General features: G+C 66.1%; 14 protein-coding genes, 1 tRNA gene and 1 pseudogene. 4 read left to right on the top strand and 12 right to left on the bottom strand.

Annotated features, from left to right (window positions below; translation table 11 throughout):
- Positions 1–49: 49 nt before the first annotated feature.
- From KVG96_RS20585 to ptsP, 3 genes are read right to left on the bottom strand one after another with little or no spacing between them, the layout of a single operon-like run.
- Complete coding sequence (locus KVG96_RS20585) at positions 50–1,783, bottom strand: PTS fructose-like transporter subunit IIB (RefSeq protein WP_217893691.1); 1,734 nt, start codon at positions 1,781–1,783, stop codon at positions 50–52.
- Between the two features lie 11 nt (positions 1,784–1,794).
- The gene (pfkB, locus tag KVG96_RS20590; protein ID WP_217893692.1) at positions 1,795–2,736 is read right to left on the bottom strand and encodes a 1-phosphofructokinase; all 942 of its coding nucleotides are present in this window, start codon (positions 2,734–2,736) and stop codon (positions 1,795–1,797) included.
- On the bottom strand, positions 2,737–5,598 hold the full coding sequence (gene ptsP / locus KVG96_RS20595) for a phosphoenolpyruvate--protein phosphotransferase (protein ID WP_217893693.1): 2,862 nt from the start codon (positions 5,596–5,598) through the stop codon (positions 2,737–2,739).
- 296 nt (positions 5,599–5,894) lie between these two features.
- Between ptsP and cra the strand changes: the two genes are divergently transcribed.
- Together cra and KVG96_RS20605 are read left to right on the top strand one after the other, a co-directional pair.
- Complete coding sequence (cra, locus tag KVG96_RS20600) at positions 5,895–6,890, top strand: catabolite repressor/activator (RefSeq protein WP_217893694.1); 996 nt, start codon at positions 5,895–5,897, stop codon at positions 6,888–6,890.
- Positions 6,891–6,893: 3 nt separating this feature from the next.
- Complete coding sequence (locus KVG96_RS20605) at positions 6,894–7,670, top strand: TatD family hydrolase (RefSeq protein WP_217893695.1); 777 nt, start codon at positions 6,894–6,896, stop codon at positions 7,668–7,670.
- A gap of 1 nt (position 7,671) precedes the next feature.
- On the opposite strand, the gene KVG96_RS20610 is transcribed toward KVG96_RS20605, so the two are convergent.
- The 6 genes and pseudogenes from KVG96_RS20610 to KVG96_RS20630 form a co-directional block, all read right to left on the bottom strand.
- Positions 7,672–8,061, bottom strand: a complete 390-nt coding sequence (locus tag KVG96_RS20610) for a hypothetical protein (protein WP_217893696.1) — start codon at positions 8,059–8,061, stop codon at positions 7,672–7,674.
- Positions 8,062–8,240: 179 nt separating this feature from the next.
- Positions 8,241–8,954, bottom strand: a complete 714-nt coding sequence (locus KVG96_RS27840) for a methyl-accepting chemotaxis protein (protein WP_371916637.1) — start codon at positions 8,952–8,954, stop codon at positions 8,241–8,243.
- 144 nt (positions 8,955–9,098) lie between these two features.
- Positions 9,099–10,238: pseudogene (locus tag KVG96_RS27845) on the bottom strand (HAMP domain-containing protein); the annotation flags it as partial.
- A 201-nt stretch (positions 10,239–10,439) separates the two neighbouring features.
- The gene (ampE, locus tag KVG96_RS20620) at positions 10,440–11,276 is read right to left on the bottom strand and encodes a regulatory signaling modulator protein AmpE (protein WP_217893698.1); all 837 of its coding nucleotides are present in this window, start codon (positions 11,274–11,276) and stop codon (positions 10,440–10,442) included.
- The gene (gene ampD, locus KVG96_RS20625) at positions 11,273–11,833 is read right to left on the bottom strand and encodes a 1,6-anhydro-N-acetylmuramyl-L-alanine amidase AmpD (RefSeq protein ID WP_217893699.1); all 561 of its coding nucleotides are present in this window, start codon (positions 11,831–11,833) and stop codon (positions 11,273–11,275) included. Before ampD ends, ampE begins: the two co-directional genes overlap by 4 nt.
- Before the next feature lie 64 nt (positions 11,834–11,897).
- Positions 11,898–14,075, bottom strand: a complete 2,178-nt coding sequence (locus tag KVG96_RS20630) for a DUF1631 domain-containing protein (RefSeq protein WP_217893700.1) — start codon at positions 14,073–14,075, stop codon at positions 11,898–11,900.
- A gap of 312 nt (positions 14,076–14,387) precedes the next feature.
- On the opposite strand from KVG96_RS20630, the gene nadC reads away from it, so the two are divergent.
- Positions 14,388–15,236, top strand: a complete 849-nt coding sequence (nadC, locus tag KVG96_RS20635; RefSeq protein WP_217893701.1) for a carboxylating nicotinate-nucleotide diphosphorylase — start codon at positions 14,388–14,390, stop codon at positions 15,234–15,236.
- A 51-nt stretch (positions 15,237–15,287) separates the two neighbouring features.
- Here the strand turns inward: nadC and KVG96_RS20640 are convergent, their stop codons facing one another.
- Positions 15,288–15,584, bottom strand: coding sequence for a DUF6388 family protein (locus KVG96_RS20640; RefSeq protein ID WP_217893702.1), 297 nt, complete (start codon positions 15,582–15,584; stop codon positions 15,288–15,290).
- A gap of 275 nt (positions 15,585–15,859) precedes the next feature.
- On the opposite strand from KVG96_RS20640, the gene KVG96_RS20645 reads away from it, so the two are divergent.
- Positions 15,860–16,492 (top strand): hypothetical protein, encoded by a 633-nt coding sequence (locus KVG96_RS20645; protein ID WP_217893703.1) that lies wholly within the window; start codon positions 15,860–15,862, stop codon positions 16,490–16,492.
- A 6-nt stretch (positions 16,493–16,498) separates the two neighbouring features.
- Here the strand turns inward: KVG96_RS20645 and KVG96_RS20650 are convergent.
- Positions 16,499–16,574 (bottom strand) — tRNA-Thr (locus KVG96_RS20650).
- A 131-nt stretch (positions 16,575–16,705) separates the two neighbouring features.
- On the bottom strand, positions 16,706–18,811 hold the full coding sequence (gene pnp / locus KVG96_RS20655; RefSeq protein WP_217893704.1) for a polyribonucleotide nucleotidyltransferase: 2,106 nt from the start codon (positions 18,809–18,811) through the stop codon (positions 16,706–16,708).
- Between the last annotated feature and the right edge of the window lie 7 nt (positions 18,812–18,818).

An 18,818-nucleotide genomic window follows, 5' to 3' on the forward strand; every position in this document is an offset into this window, starting at 1 on the left:
CGGAGTGACACCCGTCCAAGGCCACAGCCGTCCCGCCACAGACTGGCGCTCAAGCCGCGCTGGGCTCCACGGCCAGCTCCACCGATTCCGGCCGCTTGACCACCGCATACGCCACCGCCGTCAGCAGACTCCCCGCGACAATCGCCAGCAGGTACAGCAACGCATGGTTGATCGCGTTCGGAATCGCCATCACGAACAGCCCGCCATGGGGCGCCATCAGCTTGCAGCCGAAGTACATCGACAACGCACCGGTCAGCGCGCCGCCGGCGATGCTCGCCGGGATCACCCGCAGCGGATCCTTGGCGGCGAACGGGATCGCGCCTTCAGAGATGAAGCACAGCCCCAGCACCAGCGCCGCCTTGCCGGCCTCGCGCTCGGTCTGGGCGAACTTGCGCCGGGCGAGGAACGTGGCGAGGCCGAGGCCGATCGGCGGCACCATGCCGGCGGCCATGGTCGCTGCCATCGGCGCGTAGCTCTGCGATGCCAGCAACCCCACCGAAAACGCGTACGCGGCCTTGTTGATCGGCCCGCCGAGGTCGACGCACATCATGCCGCCCAGCAGCACGCCGAGCAGGATCGCGTTGGTGGTGCCCATGCTGTCGAGAAAATGCGTGAGCGCCGCGAGCATGCCCGCCACCGGTTTGCCGACCACGTAGATCATCACCAGCCCGGTGAACAGGCTGGCGAACAACGGGATGATCAGGATCGGCTTCAACGCCTCAAGGCTTTGCGGCAAGGCCACATAGCGGCTGATGGCCTTGGCCGTGTAGCCGGCGATGAACCCCGCGACGATCCCGCCGATGAACCCGGCGCCGAGGGTGCTAGCCAGCAGGCCACCGATCATCCCCGGCGCCAGGCCCGGGCGGTCGGCGATGGAATAGGCGATGTAGCCGGCCAGCAACGGCACCATCAGCTTGAACGCAGTCTCGCCGCCGATCTGCATCAGCGCCGCCGCCAGCGTGCCCTCTTCCTTGAACGCGGTGATGCCGAACACGAACGACAGCGCGATCATCAGCCCCCCCGCCACCACCATCGGCAGCATGAACGACACACCGGTCAGCAGGTGCTTGTAGACGCCGGTCTTCTCTTGTTTCGGCGCAGCCTTTGCGTCGCCTGCGGCGCTTTCCGGCTTGCCCTCGGCCAGGGCCTTCTTCAGCGTGGCGTCGGACTGCTTGAGGGCGATGCCGGTGCCGCAGCGGTAGATCCGTTTGCCGGCGAAACGCTCGGTGGCGACTTCGATGTCCGCCGCCAGCAGCACCACGTCCGCCTCGGCGATGGCCGCTGCGCTGAGCGGATTGCGGGCGCCGACCGAGCCCTGGGTTTCGACCTGCAGCTCATAGCCCAGGCGCTTGGCCGCTTGCTGCAAGGCTTCGGCGGCCATGAACGTGTGGGCGACGCCGGTGGGGCACGCCGTCACGGCCACCAGGCGCGGGGCGCCCGATGCCGCAGGCACGGCTTCTGCGCGATCGGCGACGTGCACGGCGGCCTCGGCGGCCCCGCGCCGCAGCACCGCTTCGACATCCTGCAACGCCTGCGCCGGCGCGATCCGGAACACCCGCTTGCCGATGAACCGGGTCATGTCCACCGGCCCCGTGGCGACCAGCAGCACCCACTCGGCCGCCTCAAGGGTGGCGGCCGACATCCGGCGCTCCGGGTGCGCGGCATCCACCACCTCGACACTGGTGCTCCAGCCCTGGCGCTGGGCCGCCGCCTCCAGCAGGCGGGCGCACAGCACGCTGGTGACCATGCCGTTCGGGCAGGCCGTGACAATGGCTAACTTCATGACAAACCCTCTTATTGTTCTGTCAGGGGACGCACGCGCACGCCCTGTTCGAGCGGCGCCAGGCGCGCCGCATCGTGGATGCCGAAACCGATCTGGGTCACCGCCAGCGCGGCGATCGCCGTGGCGGTGCGCAGGGTCTGCTCGGGCGTATCGGCGCTGAGCAGGCCGTGAAGCATGCCGGCCAGCAGCGAGTCGCCCGCCCCCACCGTGCTGGCCACGCTGACCTTCGGCGGCGTGGCATGCAGGGCCGCACCGACCGCGAACCAGCTCACCCCTTCGGCCCCGTGGGAAATCACCACATGCTCGACGCCCTGGGCATGCAGACGGCTGGCCGCCTGCGCCTGAGCCTCGTGTGACAGCACATCGCAACCCAGCGCATCCGCCAGCTCTTCGGCGTTGGGCTTGATCAGCCACGGGTTGGCCTTGATCGCCGTACGCAGCGCTTCGCCGCTGGTGTCCAGCGCGACCTTCAGGCCCAAACCGTTGAGGCGCTCGATCAGCTCGCGCAGCCACTGTGCGCTCACCCCGCGCGGCAGGCTGCCGGCCACCACCACCGCATCGTGGCCCGGCGCGATCTGCACCAGGCGGTCGAGCAAGGCTTGCTGCGCCACGGCACCGACCACCGGGCCCGGCCCGTTGATGTCCGTGATGCGGCCGTCGTGCTCGGCCAGTTTGATGTTGCTGCGGGTCTCGCCCGGCACGCGGATGAAGGCGTCGACGAACCCGCGCCGGGCGAACAGGTTCTCGAACGCTTGCAGGTTCTCTTCGCCGAGAAACCCGCTGACCGTCAGCTGATGCCCCAGGTCGGCCAGCACCTGGGCGACGTTCACCCCTTTGCCGGCGGCGTGGCTGTGCATCTCGTCGCTGCGGTTGACTTGGCCGGCCTCGAGGCGCGGCAGGCGCACCGTCAGGTCGAGGGCCGGATTGAGGGTCAGGGTCAGGATCTTGGCCATTTACAAAGCCTCCACTAATGCGCGCACATCCTGTGCGCTGCCCACGGCAAGCGCCTGCCGGGCAAGGGCTTGCGCCTGGGTCAGGGTCAGTTCACGGATGCGCGCCTTGACTTCGGCGACGCTGCGGCCGGCCACGCTCAGTTCATCCACGCCGAGGCCGACCAGCACCGGCACCGCCAGCGGATCGGCCGCCAGCTCGCCGCACACGCCGACCCATTTGCCGTGGGCATGGGCGGCGCGCACGGTGATGTCGATCAGGTGCAGCACCGCCGGGTGCAAGCCGTCGGCCTGGGCCGAAAGGGTCGGATGGCCACGGTCGATGGCCAGGGTGTACTGGGTCAGGTCGTTGGTGCCGACGCTGAAGAAATCCACCTCCTTGGCCAGCACCGGCGCCAGCAGCGCGGCGGACGGCACTTCGATCATGATCCCCAGTTGCAGGTCGGCCACCGGAATTTCCCGGCGCAGGCGCTCGGTCATGTCCCGGGCCTGGCGCCACTCCTCGACGCTGCCGACCATGGGGAACATGATCCGCAGCGGACGGTTGTCGGCCGAACGCAGCAAGGCGCGCAACTGCGCCTCCATGATCTGCGGACGCTGCAGGGTCAGGCGGATGCCGCGCACGCCGAGGAACGGGTTTTCTTCTTTGGCGATCGGCCAATAGGGCAACGGCTTGTCGCCGCCGACGTCCAGGGTGCGCACCACCAGCGGCCGCCCGGCGAGGCCGTCGAGGACGCGGCGGTATTCGGCTTCTTGAGTGGCCTCGTCCGGCGCTTGCGGGTGGGCCATGAAAATCAGTTCGGTGCGCAGCAGGCCGATGCCTTCTGCGCCCTGCTCCACCGCGCTGGCGACACCGGCGCTTTCGCCGATGTTGGCGAACACCTCCACCGCGTGGCCGTCGGCGGTGAGCGCCGGTTGATGGCGTTGTTCGGCGGCAGCCTTCAGGCGTTGCTCGCGGCTGTCGCGCTCGTCGGCGGCCCGTTGCAGGGTCGCGGCGTCGGCGTCCACGTGCAGGCGGCCGCGCTGCCCGTCGAGCAGCAGCGGCGTGCCCGGCGCCAGCAGCAGCACCGCCGCGCCGGCCCCCACCAGCGCCGGAATGCCCAGCGCCCGGGCCACGATGGCGCTGTGGGCGGTGGCCCCGCCGCGGGCGGTGAGGATCCCCGCCACCCGCGTCGGATCGAGCCGCGCCACATCGGACGGGCCGACTTCATCCATCACCAGAATGTAAGGTTGCGCGGGCTCGCTCAGGGTCTGCACGCCGCACAGCTGCGCCAGCACCCGCCGGCCGATGTCGCGCAGGTCGGCGGCGCGTTCGGCAAGCAAGGCGTCCTGCAGCGATTCCTGCTGCTTCGCCGCCGCCTCGATCACCGCCATCCACGCCGCCTCGGCGCTTTCGCCCTGCTTGAGGCGGGTGTCGACTTCGTCGGTGAGCTCCGGGTCGTCGAGCATTTCCAGGTGGGTGATGAAAATCTCGCGGATGGCCTTGGCCTGGCTGCGCCCGATCAAGCCCTGGATGTCGCGCCGCACGTCGATCAGCGCTTGCTTGAGGCGCTCGCGCTCGACGGCGGCGGACTCGCCGCGCAGCGGGTAATCGATGGCCTGTTGCACCTGAATGTGCGCCGGCCCCATGGCGATGCCGGGGGCGGCCGCGATGGCTTGCAGCAGGCTGCCGGAGGCCGGCGCGACAAGCACCTCGGCCACCTCGGCGAGCGCCTCCTGCGCAGGGGAGACCGCCGGCAGCGGCTCGACCTCTTCGCCCAGCCCTTCTTCGATGGCCGCCAGCAACGCCGGCAAGGCATCGGCGGCGATGGCCGGTTCGGCGATCAGTTCCAGCACCTGCCCGCGACGGGCGCCGAGGCTGAGCAGCTTGCTCAGGCTTTTCACCGATACGGCGCTGTCCTGGCCGTCGACGATACGGATGCGGATCTCGCCTTCAAAACTTTTCGCCAGTTGCGCCAGCACCTTCGCCGGCCGCGCATGCAAGCCGTGGGCATTGGCCAGGGCGATGCGCGCGCTCGGCCAGTCGGCCGGCAGTTCACCGCCCAGCACTTCGAGTACCTTGCGGCGGCTCGTGGCGCGGCCCAGTTCATGGCCGCGCCCCTCGATCAGCAGCGCGCACAGGCGTTCGAGCAGCGCCTGATGGGCCTCGCCCAGGCTGGCCAGGCAGAACAGGCCGTTGAGGGGCTGGCCGAGGTAGCGCATCGGCTTGTCCGGGGTGACGAAGGACAGGCCCGGACGCTTCACGGTCTGTTCGCTGTGCAGCCACCACAGGCCGTCGCCCAGCGGTAGCGCTTCGACCTGCTGCAGCACGCCGGCGAAGCCGTTGCTCACGCAGTCGGCCTGGCGCAGCAGGCGCGCGCCGCGCCAGACCAGTTCTTCGAAGTCGTCGGCGGAGACGCTAAGGCCGATCATCTGCGCATCCAGCGCCAACTCCTGGGGCGCGCCCTGCAGCAGCTTCAGCAACGCTTCGGGCGAGCCGGCGCGGCGCAGCGCCTGGCCCAGGTCAGTCTCGCCCAAGGCGCGGGTCAACAGTTGCAGCAGACGCAGGTGCTCATCGGATTTGGCCGCGATGCCGATGGCCAGGTAGACGATCTGGCCGTCGCCCCAGTCCACGCCGTCGGGGAACTGCATCAGCCGCACGCCGGTGGCGAACACCTGGTCGCGGGTTTCCGGGGTGCCGTGGGGAATGGCGATGCCTTGCCCGAGAAAGGTCGAGCCCTGGGCCTCCCGCGCCTGGAGCCCGGCCAGGTAACCGTCGGCCACCAACCCGTCGGCCACCAGGCGGTCAGCCAGCATTTGCAGGGCGGCGGACTTATCCACAGCCGACCGGCCCATGGAAATCTGCTCTACAGTGAGCTCGAGCATGCGTTCTCCTTTTTGGCATCGGGAGGTGCCAGGTATTGTTGTGGATAGTTTCAGCTTAGCGCCTGCACTTTTCAGGGGCAGTTTTGGCGGATTCGCGGCAGGTCCGGCCAAAGGCGACTAAAGTGCAGAAAATACGCCTGCTGAAACGTTTAATCTAGATTGATCGGCACGTTACTCGATAATGTCCCATCCTTGAAGGCCAACCGTCGGCTGCGCTGCGACAATGGTCGCCTCCCCGAATCGGGTAGGATTGGCGAAAATGTCGGGGCACGCTGGAAAAAACAAGGAAATCCCGGGTGAAACTCAGTGATATCGCGCGGCTGGCCGGAGTGTCCGTGACCACCGCCAGCTACGTCATCAACGGCAAGGCCGAACAGCAACGCATCAGCAACGCCACCGTCGAGCGGGTGCGGGCGGTGGTCGATCAGCACGGCTTTACCCCCAACCCCCAGGCGGCCGGACTGCGCAGCCGGCACACCCGCACCTTGGGCTTCATCCTGCCGGACCTGGAAAACCCCAGCTACGCGCGGATCGCCAAGCTGCTGGAGCAAGGCGCCCGGGCCCGGGGCTACCAATTGCTGATCGCCAGCTCCGACGATGCGCCGGACAGCGAACGGCAACTGCTGCAACTGTTCCGCGCCCGTCGCTGCGATGCGCTGATCGTCGCCAGTTGCCTGCCGGCCGGCGACGACAGCTATCGCCAATTGCAGGCCAAGGGCCTGCCGATCATCGCCATCGACCGGGTGATGGATCCTGCGCACTTCTGCTCGGTGATCAGCGATGACCGCGAAGCCAGCCTGCACCTGACCCAGAGCCTGCTCGACCCGCAACCCAGGCAAATCGTCCTGCTGGGCGCCCGTCCCGAACTGAGCATCAGCCAGGAGCGGGCCGCCGGGTTCAGGCAGGCGCTGACCGGGTTCAAGGGCGACGTCCTCATCGAGCACGCCGAATCGTTCAGCCGCGACTGCGGCAAGCAACTGATGGAAGAACTCCTGCAACGGCTGGGGCATTTGCCGGACGCACTGGTGACCACCTCCTACGTGCTGCTGCAGGGTGTGTTCGATGCGCTGCACGACTTCCCGCTCAAGAACCGCCCGCTGCGCCTGGGCACCTTCGGCGACACGCAATTGCTGGACTTCCTGCCGCTGCCGGTCAACGCCATGGCCCAGCAGCACCAGTTGATCGCCGACAAGGCGCTGGCGCTGGCCCTGGCCGCCGTCGAGCAGTCGGACTACGAGCCCGGCGTGCAGGCCATCGCCCGAACCTTCAAGCAGCGCATCCGCCGGGACTGAACCGTGGAGCTGATCGACAGCCACACCCATCTGGACTTTCCCGACTTCGACGCCGACCGTACGGCGCTGATGGCCGAGAGCCGCGCCCTCGGGGTGCGGCGGATGGTGGTGCTGGGGGTTCATGAAGGCAACTGGCAACGGGTGTGGGACCTGGTGCAAGGCGACGCCGACCTGTACGCGGCGTTCGGCCTGCATCCGGTGTATCTCGAGCAACACCGCCCGCAGGACGTGCAGGCCCTCGGCGACTGGCTGACCCGGCTGCGCGGCCATCGGCAACTGTGCGCGGTGGGCGAGATCGGCCTGGACTACTTCATCGAAACCCTCGACCGCGAGCGCCAGCAGGCGCTGTTCGAGGCTCAGCTGCAACTGGCGGCGGACTTCGGGCTGCCCGCGCTGATCCACGTGCGGCGCAGCCATGCGGCGGTGATCGCCACGCTCAAGCGGTTCAGGCTCAAACGCGCCGGCATCATCCACGCCTTCGCCGGCAGCCGCGAAGAGGCGCGGGAGTACATCAAGCTGGGGTTCCGGCTGGGCCTGGGCGGCGCGCCGACCTGGCCCCAGGCGCTGCGCCTGCACCGGGTGCTGGCGGACCTGCCGCTCGGTTCGGTGGTGCTGGAGACCGACTCGCCGGACATGGCCCCCGCCATGTTCCCCGGCGTGCGCAACACCCCGGCGCATTTGCCGGCGATCTGCGCGGCGCTGGCCACCCTGATGGCCGTCAACCCGGAACAACTGGCCGCCGCCAGCACGGCCAATGCCTGCGAAGTGTTCGGCTGGTAGTTCAGTCGCCGTGGGCCCTTGCGGCGTCGAGGATCAGCGTCAGGCGCTGCCGGTGGCGGAAGTAGCGGGTCACGGCGAAGTACACGAAAACCGCAATCAACGAGGCATTCAACTGTTCGGTGACGCTGAGCAGCCCCACCCATTCCATCACCAGCGCCACCAGCAGCGCGGTGCACACCGTCACCTGCGCGCTGGCGCGCAACAGGCCCAGCGAGTCGAGCGACTTGAACCGTTTGATCTGCTGCGGGCAACGCAGCTCCAGCCGTTGCTCGCAATGGGGGCAGGTGAAGGCTTCATTGATCGAAAGGGCGTTGAGCTGCCAGGGCTTCAGCACCAGGGTGGTCTGACAATGGGCGCAACGGCCTCGGACTCCCAAGGTGGCAACGGACATTAACGGGCTCCTCCAAGCGGTCAAGTCGAGTGATCTTGAATGATTGAAGACGAAAAACCAGAGCGCGGAGAAAAACAGGATTTGGCTTACAAATGTAAGCAAAAAAGTACTACAAAAAATTCCACAACCTCAGCCGTGGGAGCAAGACCGCTCCCACAAAGGCCGGAGCGAACCCGCCGTCAGACCCGGAACGCGTTGATCAGCTGCTTGAGCTCCACCACCTGCGCCGACAGGGCGCGGCTGGCGTTCTCGGTCTGGTGCGCGCCTTGCGCCGTGCGTTCGCCGGCGCGGTTGATCTCGACGATGTTCTGATCGATGTCGTGGGCCACGGCGGTCTGCTGCTCCACGGCGGCGGCGATCTGCTGGTTCTGGTCGACGATCATGCCGACCGCGCCGAGGATGTTTTCCAGCGCCTGCTGTACTTTTTCCGACTGCCCCACGGTGCCGTTGGCCATCTGGTGGCTGACGCCCATGGCCTTCACCGCCGCGCCCACGCCGCCGTGTAGCTTGGCGATCATCTGCTCGATTTCCTCGGTCGATTGCTGGGTGCGCTTGGCCAGCGTGCGCACTTCGTCCGCCACCACCGCAAAACCCCGCCCCTGCTCGCCCGCCCGCGCCGCTTCGATGGCGGCGTTGAGCGCCAGCAGGTTGGTCTGCTCGGCGATGCTTTTGATCACTTCCAGCACGCTGCTGATCGACTGGCTGTCGCTGGCCAACTGGTTGATCACCAGCACCGACTGATCGATCTCGCTGGCCAACGCCGCGATGCTGCCCTGCTGGGACTCCACCAGGCCGCGCCCGCTGACGGTCTCGTCGTTCACGCTGTGGGCGCTGCTGACCGCCGCCGCGGCGCTGCGCGCCACTTCCTGGGAGGTGGCGGACATCTGGTTCATGGCCGTCGCCACCTGCTCGATCTGGGTACGCTGGCCGGCCACCGCCTGGTTGCTCTGGGCCGACACGCTCTGCACTTGCCCGGCCTGGCGCTCGACCTCGCTGACGGTCTGCCCGACGCGCTCGATCAGGTCGTGGATCTTCTTCACGGTGCCGTTGAACACTTCGCCCAGCTCGCCCAACTCATCCCGGCTGTTGGCGCGGAAATTCACCGTCATGTCGCCGGCCGCCACTTTGTCCATCATGGCGCCCAGGCGTTTCAGGGTGGTGCGGGTCGAGGCGTAGAAACCGCCGTAGAGGTAGAAGATCAGCACGAACACCACCGCCAGCGCCACCGCCTGCAGCACCATGTGCGTGCGGTTCTGGGCCAGACGCTGCTGCAACTGGCTGTCGAGGAATTTCAGGGTCGCTTCGTTGAGCTGGTAAGTGCGCTCCATCAGCCCGGTGACCTGATCGTAGAACGCCTGCCACGGCGCATCGAGGGTGTCGGCCATCACCACCTGCTCCTCGAACAGCTCGCTGGCCTGCTTGAGCGACGCCTTGCTGGCGTCCGCCGGGGCGCTGAGGAACTCACGCGCCGCCTTGCTCGAACCGAGGGCGTCCTGCAGTTTCAGGCCGTACTCGGCCTGGAGTTTTTCGATCTGCGCCAGCAGTTCGTCGAAGCGGGTGCTGGATGAACTGTTGAGAAAACCTTGGCCCAACGAGTACGAGCCCATGGCCCGGCCTTCGCCGAGGGTCTGGGTGATGGCCGGGGTGATGGCGGTGACCAGCTCGCTGAGCTGGCGCATGTCGCTTTGGCCGTCGCGGCTCAGGCCGGCCTGGCTCGCGATGATCTGGCTGAAGATCTGCGCGCTGCCCAGCAGCTTGCCGATCAGTGCGCTTTTGCTTTGCAGGGAGTTTTCCGCTTGCTGGGCCTTGAACGCGGCGATCATCTCGTCGCGCTTGGCGTCGAACACCGCGGTCTGCTCCGGATCGTCGGTCATCGCCTTCAGCCCTTGCAGGCGCGCCAGCACGTTCTGCTCGAGGGTGGTGATGTTCGCTTCGACATTGCCCGCCTTGCCGGACTGGCCGAGGGTCACGTTGATCTGCACCAGGTTGTTGAGGGTTTCCAGGTCCCGTCGCAGGCTCAGGCTGCTGCCCAGCAGGTCGAGGCTTTGCAGTTCCACCCGGGTGCCCTGGAACTCGCGGTACGAATCGCGCACCAGATAGAAGTTGGTCACCAGCATCGGCACCAGGAACAGGACGCTGATCAGGCTGAACTTCATGCCGAAGCTCAGGCGGTTCATCAGCGAGACGGCGGGATAGAGCAAGCTCTTCACTGGAAGTCTCCCTCGGTTTGTTCTTGTTTTTATTGGCAGGCGCAGGGCGACAGCAGATAGCCACTATCGAGCGCCATCTCTGTATAGCTCAAATCGGAGGGAGGTTTTGTAACTTAAGGTTAACGACTGTGGTGAGGACACTTGCGCCCTCACCACAGGGTATACGGGTCAGTGAACCAGGACGGTCCACAAGGCAAACCCGGCGTACCACAGCACGGCGGCGCGCAGCAGCAGTTCCCACAGGCAGTCGAGGGTGTTGATGCCTTCCGGACCGACCGTCGGCGGCGGGATCTCTCCGGCGGCCAGGCCCGCTTTGTCGATCAGACGGGCAGCGCTGATGTGCCAGTTCAGCAGCTCGTGCAGCATCACCCGGCTGACCGCGACGAAGTTGCCCACCAGGGCCAGGCTCGCCGCCAGCAGGCGCACCGGCACCCAATCGAATGCGTGCCGCAGCTGCGCCGCCCGTTCGGCCACCGCCGGGTTCGCGGCGTTCTCCTCGGCCAGCGCCAGCAACCGGTAACTCAAGGCCGCCACCGGGCCGAGCAGGAAGTACCAGAAGATCACCGCAAAGAAGCTCTGGTAGGCCTGCCACAGCAGATGCCCCTGCACCCGCGCCAGCAATTGCTCGCCACGGTCGGCGCAGATGCCCAGGTCGCGCTTGGCCACGTGGGCCGCCGCTTGCAGGTCTTCCCGGCGCCAGGCGTCGCGGAACGGCCCCAGGCCGCCGAGCAGGTCGTTGCGCCCCAGACTGTAGATCACCACCAGCAGATGCACCGGCAGGGCCAGCAGGCCGTAGGCCACCGGTTCCAGCACCACCAGCAGCAACGCCAGCAGCGCCACCGGCAGCAGCACCAGCACCGTCAGCACCAGCCAAGGGCGCTTGGCCAGGCCGCCGCTTTCGAGCTTGTGCAGTTCGCGGATCCATCCGCCGTCGCGTTGGACCCGATGGCGCAGGGCCGAGAACTTCTCGATCCAGACCGCCAACAGCAACACCAGAAAACTCATTGTCCTTCCTCTTGTGCCAGGGCCGCCCGGTAGCGTGCCCAGTCGAATGCCGGCCCCGGGTCGGTCTTGCGGCCGGGGGCGATGTCGCTGTGCCCGCAGATGCGTTGCCCGGTGATGGCCGGGAACCTCGCCTGCAACTGCCGGGTCAGCGCGGTCAGCGCCAGGTACTGCGCGTCGGTGAACGGTAGATCATCGGTGCCTTCCAGCTCGATGCCCACGGAAAAATCGTTGCAGGTCTCGCGCCCCCCGAAGCTGGAGACACCGGCATGCCAGGCGCGCTCCAGACAGGAGACAAACTGAGTGACCTTGCCGTCACGCTCGATCAGAAAGTGCGCGGACACCCGCAGGTCGGCGATCCCCGCAAAGTAGGGATGTTCGGTGACATCCAGACGGTTCTGGAAAAATTCCTGCACCTTGCCGGTGGCGAACTGCGCCGGCGGCAGGCTGATGTTGTGGATGACCAGCAGGGAGACTTCGCCCGTCGGGCGTTCATTGAAGTTGGGCGACGGACAGACCTGCACCCCGTGACACCACCCGCTTGCGGGATCCAACTGCATACCGATTCCTTCAACGCCGACTGTGTTGGCGCCCAGTATGCCGTGATCGGCGTACCGGACGCGATCACTTGGCGCGATTGCGCCGCCGCAGATTGCCCAGCACCGACTCCAGCGCGCGGTCGAACAGCAAGGTGTCGTCCAGCCGCCACGCCGCACCGCGCCGCAGCTCCAGGGCAAGTCCGGTGCGGTCGCGCTCCAGCACTTTCATGCCGGTGCGGTCGACGAACACGAACTTGCCGGTGGTCTCGTTGATGGCCGCCAGCTTGCAGCGCAAGGTGTGCTCTTCGTCTTCGCGAAACACCACCCAACTGCCCAGCCGCAGTTGCTCGACCTGCCGCAGGCCGGCATCGTCCTGCGGCAGGCGCAAAGGCATGCCCTCGTCCGCCGCGCGCAGGGCCACCGGCAGCGCCACCTCGACCAAGACCAGCGCCTCGGCGGGCCCGGATTCATCGGTGCGCTCGAACAGGCGCACGTGCAGCGCTTCCAGCTCGCTGAAAAACTCGCTGGTGGCGAACGGGTCGAACGCCGAACTGTTCAGGCCGTCGCGCAACGACTTGAGCAGCCCCGGCACCATCGCCAACAGGCGCATGCCGGACTCCGGCCCGTCGTGCCGCTGCACGCTCCAGACCAATTGCTCCATGGTCTGCACATCCGCCCGCCATTCGGCGCTCTGGTCGCCGTGCTTCAGGCAGGTCAGCAGCAGTACCTTGCTCCAGGCGTCCTGGACGAACGCCACCACTTTGGGCGGCAGCACCTTGCCCGGCAACGCCTGGTTGAGCGCCTGCTCCACCCGGCGGCGAGCCAGTTCGGTCCTCGCCCGCCCCTCTTCGGCATCGCGCAGGCGCTGCTCGAGCAATTCGCTGCGGCGGCGCTCGTCGCCGGTGAAGGCCAGGAAATCCGCCAGCAGCTCGGAGAAGATCGCCGGATCGTCATTGAAATCGCTCAGCAAACGCTGCACCACCTGCTCAATGCGCAGGTACAGGCTGTCCCGCGCATGGCCGTCGCACTCGCCCCAGCCCATGGCGGCGTCCGCGATTTCGTTGAGCAGGCGCCGCGCCGGGTGACTGCTGCGGCTGAAGAAACTCTTGTCGAGCACCGCGACCTTGAGCATCGGGATCTGCAGCCGGGCGATCAGCGCCTTGAGCGAGTCCGGCAGGTTGCGGTCGTCGAGGATGCACTCGAACAGCATGGCGATCAGGTTGATCACATCCTCATCGGCGCCGCCGACGATGCGCGACTTGCCGCTGCGCACGCTCACCTGGGTCAGCAATTGCTCGAGCTGGTTGCGCAGGTCGAAGTCGTCCAGCGCCGCCAGCGTCGGCACGTATTGCTGCAAGTGCGAAAGCAGGCGCAGCAGGTCGCGGGTGGAGATCGGCTGGACCGCCGAACTGGGCTCCAGGATCGGCGCCACGCTGCCGCGCAGGTGCGACAGCAGCGCCTGCAACGCCGAGAAGACTTCCTGCACGCCGTCCTCCAGCGCAGGCGGTTCGCTGTGCGCAGGCTCACTGCGGGCATGGGCAACGGCCTGGTCGATGGCACGGCGCACGGGCGCCGGTTTCAGCTCGGGCAGCACGCCGGTGGCGGCCAGCAACTGATTGGCTTCGGCATAGAGCTGATCGGTGTCGGCCAGCACGTAGCGCTCGAACAGCTTGAGCAGGATCAGCTTGACCTTGATCCCCACTCCCAGGTTGCGCCCGGCCAGCAGAAAGTATTCGCACAGCATCGAAGGGCCCAACGGGTTGTGCCGGTCCTCCAGGGCCTTGCCGAGCAGGGCATTGAGCCGCGCCGTCAATTGGTCGAGGGCGAAGCCGTCGCGGCTCAGCACCCGGCCGACCATGGTCTCGATGGCGACGCTGCGTTCCCGGTCGTCGGTGCGCTCGCAGGCTTCGTGCGGCAGCAACGAGGACGGCAAGGCGTTTTGCGCGGGATCGTATTGGGTGAGGCCGACGAACGCCTCGAAGAGATGTTCGAGAAAGCCGCGCTCGATGTTCTTGCGCTTCAGGCGCAGGTCGCGCATGGCCTCGAAAAAGAGATTCTGCTCGACGTCGCTGCGGGCCCGGTCGGCCATTTCGAACAGGGTGTCGTCGGCATTGTCGAACAGCGCCTGCAGGCCGTGGCGCAGTTGCTGGGTGGCCTTGTCGCGGACCTGAAGCAGAATCACAGGCAGGCGGGCGAGCGGCGAAGGGTTCGCCGGATCGGTAGCGGCCTTGCGCAAAGGCACCACATTCCCGTCGTTGTGCATCCAAGCCTCCTGAAACGGTGATTCTTCAAGTGCGCGGGCCTGCGGCCCCCTGTCGGGAGCGGCCGGAAAACGGACTTCAAGACAAACGTCAAAGCCATGACGTCAAATGCAAGGCGGATTATCTTGCAAAAAATGTCCCCGGCGCCAGAGCCCTCAGGGATTCCCCTAGGCCCCGGCGCTGCTTCAGTGACCGCACCCGGCGCGCATTTGCTCAAGGAAATCGACCGGCTGCGCTCAAGTCCCTGCGCACCCGCCTTGGGTTGGGCCCTGCCATGCCCCTATAATCGGGCCACTTTGTCTGTGGAGCCCGTTATGCCGAACCTACGTCTCGCCGATTTGACCGCCGAAATCGAAGCCAACGTCCGCCGTGCGTTGCGCGAAGACATCGGCAGCGGCGACATCACCGCACAACTGATCCCGGCCGAACGCCTGGCCAAGGCGACCATCATCACCCGCGACGCCGCCGTCATCTGCGGCACCGCCTGGGTCGACGCCGTGTTCCGTCAGCTCGACCCGCGGGTGGCGGTGCACTGGCAGGTGCGCGACGGCGACCGGGTCAGCCCGAACCAGCCGCTGTTCCACCTGGAAGGCCCGGCCCGTTCGCTGCTGACCGGCGAGCGCAGCGCGCTGAACTTCCTGCAGATGCTGTCCGGTGTCGCGACCCGCGCCCGACAGCTGGCCGATTTCGTCGCCGAGACCGGCGTGAAGCTGCTCGACACCCGCAAGACCCTGCCGGGCCTGCGCCTGGCGCAGAAGTACGCGGTGACCTGCGGCGGCTGCCACAATCACCGCATCGGCCTGTACGACGCGTTCCTGATCAAGGAAAACCACATCGCCGCCAGCGGCGGCATCCCCCAGGCCATCGCCGCCGCGCACCGGATCGCGCCGGGCAAGCCGGTGGAGATCGAAGTGGAAAGCCTGGATGAACTGAAAGAGGCGCTGGGCGCCGGCGCCGACATCATCATGCTCGACGAGCTGAGCCTGGACGACATGCGCGAAGCCGTGCGCCTGAACGGCGGCAAGGCGAAGCTGGAGGCCAGCGGCGGCATCAACGAAAGCACGCTGCTGCCGATCGCCCGCACCGGGGTGGACTACATTTCCATCGGCGCCATGACCAAGGACGTGAAGGCGGTGGACCTGTCGATGCGCCTGAGCCTCTGAAGCCGCCGCGCAACGAAAAACGCCAGCTCCGTCGGGGCTGGCGTTTTTGTTTCAATCGTCGATTTCGTTGAGCTCAAGATAGTCCTGCAGCTCCATGCCCAAGGCCTCGGCCACTTCCTGATGCACTTCCAGGCGCATGGCCTTGAGCTCCTGCGGCGTCTCGGCCACCAGCTCCAGCACCAGTTCCCAAGGCTCCAGCCCGCGGGACTCGGCTTCGTCCTCGAACGCCCACTGCGCCTGCTGCTTTTGCTCGGTGGCGTCCAGGGCGCTGATCTCTTCCTGAAGGGAAGGCGTCGCCGCCAGGTACTTCTCCAGCGCTACATCGATTCGTTGTTCTTTTGGGATCATGGCGTTCTCGCTGATCAGGGGAATGGGTGATGGATCTGGATCTTCTGGGATCTCTCTGCCGCGGATTGTCCGGCCTCGGAACCATTCGGGATCATCTGAACACTGCAGGGCGATGCTTGTGCTGGCGCCGAATATAGGACGTTTGGATGACGAATGACACGGGTCTTTACATCTCTCGCACAAAAAGCTGACCGGGGGAACATAAATCCGGATTCCGAGTCATAGCGATGTGCCATGTCGGCACACCCCTCCGCTGTCCACAAGGAAACCCAGTGATGCGCAGCCTTTCGAAGATGTCGTCTGTTGTGTCCACCACCGCCATGACCGCGCTGCTCGGGGCACTGGCCCTGCCGGGCAATGCAATGGCCATCGAGCTGAGCGACCGATTCCCCAGCTACGGCGACTCGGTTCCCGCCATCCACAACGACAGCGGCAAGACCGTGATCGTCAGAACCGACATCAGCATCGATGAACTGAAGAAGATGCGCGAAACCCTCGCCGACCAGACGCGCCAGCTCGAAGAGCTCAAACGCAGCAGCGGCTCCAGCGCCAGCGCCGGCAGCCGGGAGACCGACCAGCTCAAGGATCAGGTCAAGAAACAGGATGGCGAACTGGACACCCTGCGCCGGCAGTTGGAGGAACTCAAGCGCAGCAGCGGTTCCAGCTCAAGCGCCGGCAGCCGCGACACCGACGAACTCAGGAACAAGGTCAAGGAGCAGGATCGGGAACTGGACAACCTGCGCCGCCAGGTAGAAGAACTCAAACGCAGCAGCGGTTCCAGCTCAAGCTCCAGCTCAAGCTCAAGCTCAAGCGAACTGTCGAGCCTCAAGCGGGACATCAGCGATCAGGATCGCGCGATGGATCAGCTCAAACGCACCGTGGAGGAGCTGAGCCGCAAGGTGAAATGAGGGGAATGGTGCCCGAGACAGGAATCGAACCTGCGACCTTCGCGTTACGAGTGCGCTGCTCTACCGGCTGAGCTACACGGGCGGTGGGCTAAACCTAGCATCGGTCTCGGCGCCCGGCAACCCATCTCGCGCCGCAATCATTTTTGACAGGAAAAAAAATGCCCCGCCGTTTTCACGGCGGGGCATTTTCATTGCGCGAAAGCCTGGGGTCGATTAAACGCCCGAAGCCTTGGCAGCCGCCACGTCTTTGATGGACAGCTTGATGCGGCCGCGGTTGTCCACGTCCAGCACCAGCACTTCCACTTCCTGGCCTTCCTTCAGGATGTCGGTGACTTTCTCTACGCGAGCGTCGCTCAGCATCGAGATGTGCACCAGACCGTCCTTGCCCGGCAGGATGTTGACGAACGCGCCGAAGTCGACGATGCGCTCAACCTTGCCCACGTAGATCTTGCCGATCTCGGCTTCGGCGGTGATGCCCAGAACGCGCTGACGGGCAGCTTCTGCGGCTTCCTTGGTTTCGCCGAAGATCTTGATCGAGCCGTCGTCTTCGATGTCGATCGACGCCTTGGTCTCTTCGCAGATGGCACGGATGGTCGCGCCGCCCTTGCCGATCACGTCGCGGATCTTGTCGGTGTCGATCTTCATCGCGATCATGGTCGGTGCGTTGGCCGACAGTTCGGTACGCGACTGGCCGATGACCTGGTTCATCTGACCGAGGATGTTCAGGCGCGCTTCCAGGGCCTGGCCCAGGGCGATCTCCATGATCTCTTCGGTGATGCCCTTGATCTTGATGTCCATCTGCAGTGCGGTGACGCCTTTGGCGGTACCGGCCACTTTGAAGTCCATGTCGCCCAGGTGGTCTTCGTCACCCAGGATGTCGGTCAGGACGGCGAACTTCTCGCCTTCCTTCACCAGGCCCATGGCGATACCGGCCACCGGCGCCTTCATCGGCACACCGGCGTCCATCAGCGCCAGGGAAGCGCCGCACACGGAAGCCATCGAGCTGGAGCCGTTGGATTCGGTGATTTCCGACACCACGCGAACGGTGTACGGGAATTCGTCGGCGGCAGGCAGCATGGCCTGGACCGAACGGCGGGCCAGACGGCCGTGGCCGATTTCGCGACGGCCGGCGCCGCCCATGCGACCGCACTCGCCCACCGAGAACGGAGGGAAGTTGTAGTGCAGCATGAACGAGTCTTTCTTCTCGCCTTCCAGGGTGTCCAGCAGTTGCGCGTCACGGGCGGTGCCCAGGGTCGCGACCACCAGGGCCTGGGTTTCGCCACGGGTGAACAGCGCCGAACCGTGGGTCTTCGGCAGCACGCCGACTTCGATGTTCAGCGGACGCACGGTGCGGGTGTCGCGGCCGTCGATGCGTGGCTTGCCGTTGACGATGTTCTCGCGAACGGTGCGGTATTCGATTTCGCCGAAAGCGGCTTTCACTTCGCCGGCCGAAGGCTGGCCTTCTTCACCGGACAGCTTGGCGACCGCCTGGTCGCGCAGCTCGCCCAGACGGGCGTAGCGGTCGGCCTTGACGGTGATGGTGTAGCCCTGGGAAATCGCTTCGCCGAACTCGGCACGGATCGCGCCCAGCAGTTCGGTGGCCTCGGCGGCAGGCGCCCAGTCCCAGGTCGGCTTGGCGGCTTCGGCGGCCAGTTCCTTGACGGCCTTGATGACCGACTGGAATTCGTCGTGGGCGAACAGCACGGCGCCCAGCATCTGGTCTTCGGTCAGCTCCTTGGCTTCCGATTCGACCATCAGCACGGCCTCTTCGGTACCGGCCACGACCATGTCCAGGCTCGAAGCGGCCAGTTGCTCGTAGGTCGGGTTCAGCAGGTAGCCGGTGCTTTCGTGGAAAGCGACGCGGGCGGCGCCGATCGGGCCGTCGAACGGAATGCCGGAGATGGCCAGGGCAGCCGAGGTACCGATCATCGCAGCGATGTCCGGATCGGTCTTCTTGCTGGTGGAAACGACGGTGCAGACGACCTGCACTTCGTTCATGAAGCCTTCAGGGAACAGCGGACGGATCGGACGGTCGATCAGTCGGGAAGTCAGGGTTTCCTTCTCGGAAGGACGGCCTTCGCGCTTGAAGAAACCGCCAGGGATCTTGCCTGCGGCGTAGGTCTTTTCCTGGTAGTGAACGGACAGGGGGAAGAAACCCTTGCCCGGATCGGCTTGCTTGGCGCCGACCACGGTCACCAGTACGCTGACGTCGTCGTCAACGGTGACCAGCACTGCGCCGGTGGCCTGACGGGCGATGCGGCCTGTCTCGAGGGTGACGGTCGACTGACCGAACTGGAACTTCTTGATTACCGGGTTCACGGTGTCC

This window comes from Pseudomonas ekonensis (assembly GCF_019145435.1).
Lineage (GTDB): Bacteria > Pseudomonadota > Gammaproteobacteria > Pseudomonadales > Pseudomonadaceae > Aquipseudomonas > Aquipseudomonas ekonensis.

Bases quoted from the DNA above. Each gene is read 5' to 3' on its own strand.
- pfkB (WP_217893692.1), bottom strand. From the start codon at position 2,736: ATGGCCAAGATCCTGACCCTGACCCTCAATCCGGCCCTCGACCTGACG.
- KVG96_RS20610 (WP_217893696.1), bottom strand. From the start codon at position 8,061: ATGTCCGTTGCCACCTTGGGAGTCCGAGGCCGTTGCGCCCATTGTCAG.
- nadC (WP_217893701.1), top strand. From the start codon at position 14,388: ATGCCGAACCTACGTCTCGCCGATTTGACCGCCGAAATCGAAGCCAAC.
- KVG96_RS20640 (WP_217893702.1), bottom strand. From the start codon at position 15,584: ATGATCCCAAAAGAACAACGAATCGATGTAGCGCTGGAGAAGTACCTG.
- KVG96_RS20585 (WP_217893691.1), bottom strand. From the start codon at position 1,783: ATGAAGTTAGCCATTGTCACGGCCTGCCCGAACGGCATGGTCACCAGC.
- ampE (WP_217893698.1), bottom strand. From the start codon at position 11,276: ATGAGTTTTCTGGTGTTGCTGTTGGCGGTCTGGATCGAGAAGTTCTCG.
- ptsP (WP_217893693.1), bottom strand. From the start codon at position 5,598: ATGCTCGAGCTCACTGTAGAGCAGATTTCCATGGGCCGGTCGGCTGTG.
- KVG96_RS27840 (WP_371916637.1), bottom strand. From the start codon at position 8,954: ATGAACCAGATGTCCGCCACCTCCCAGGAAGTGGCGCGCAGCGCCGCG.
- KVG96_RS20645 (WP_217893703.1), top strand. From the start codon at position 15,860: ATGCGCAGCCTTTCGAAGATGTCGTCTGTTGTGTCCACCACCGCCATG.
- KVG96_RS20630 (WP_217893700.1), bottom strand. From the start codon at position 14,075: ATGCACAACGACGGGAATGTGGTGCCTTTGCGCAAGGCCGCTACCGAT.
- ampD (WP_217893699.1), bottom strand. From the start codon at position 11,833: ATGCAGTTGGATCCCGCAAGCGGGTGGTGTCACGGGGTGCAGGTCTGT.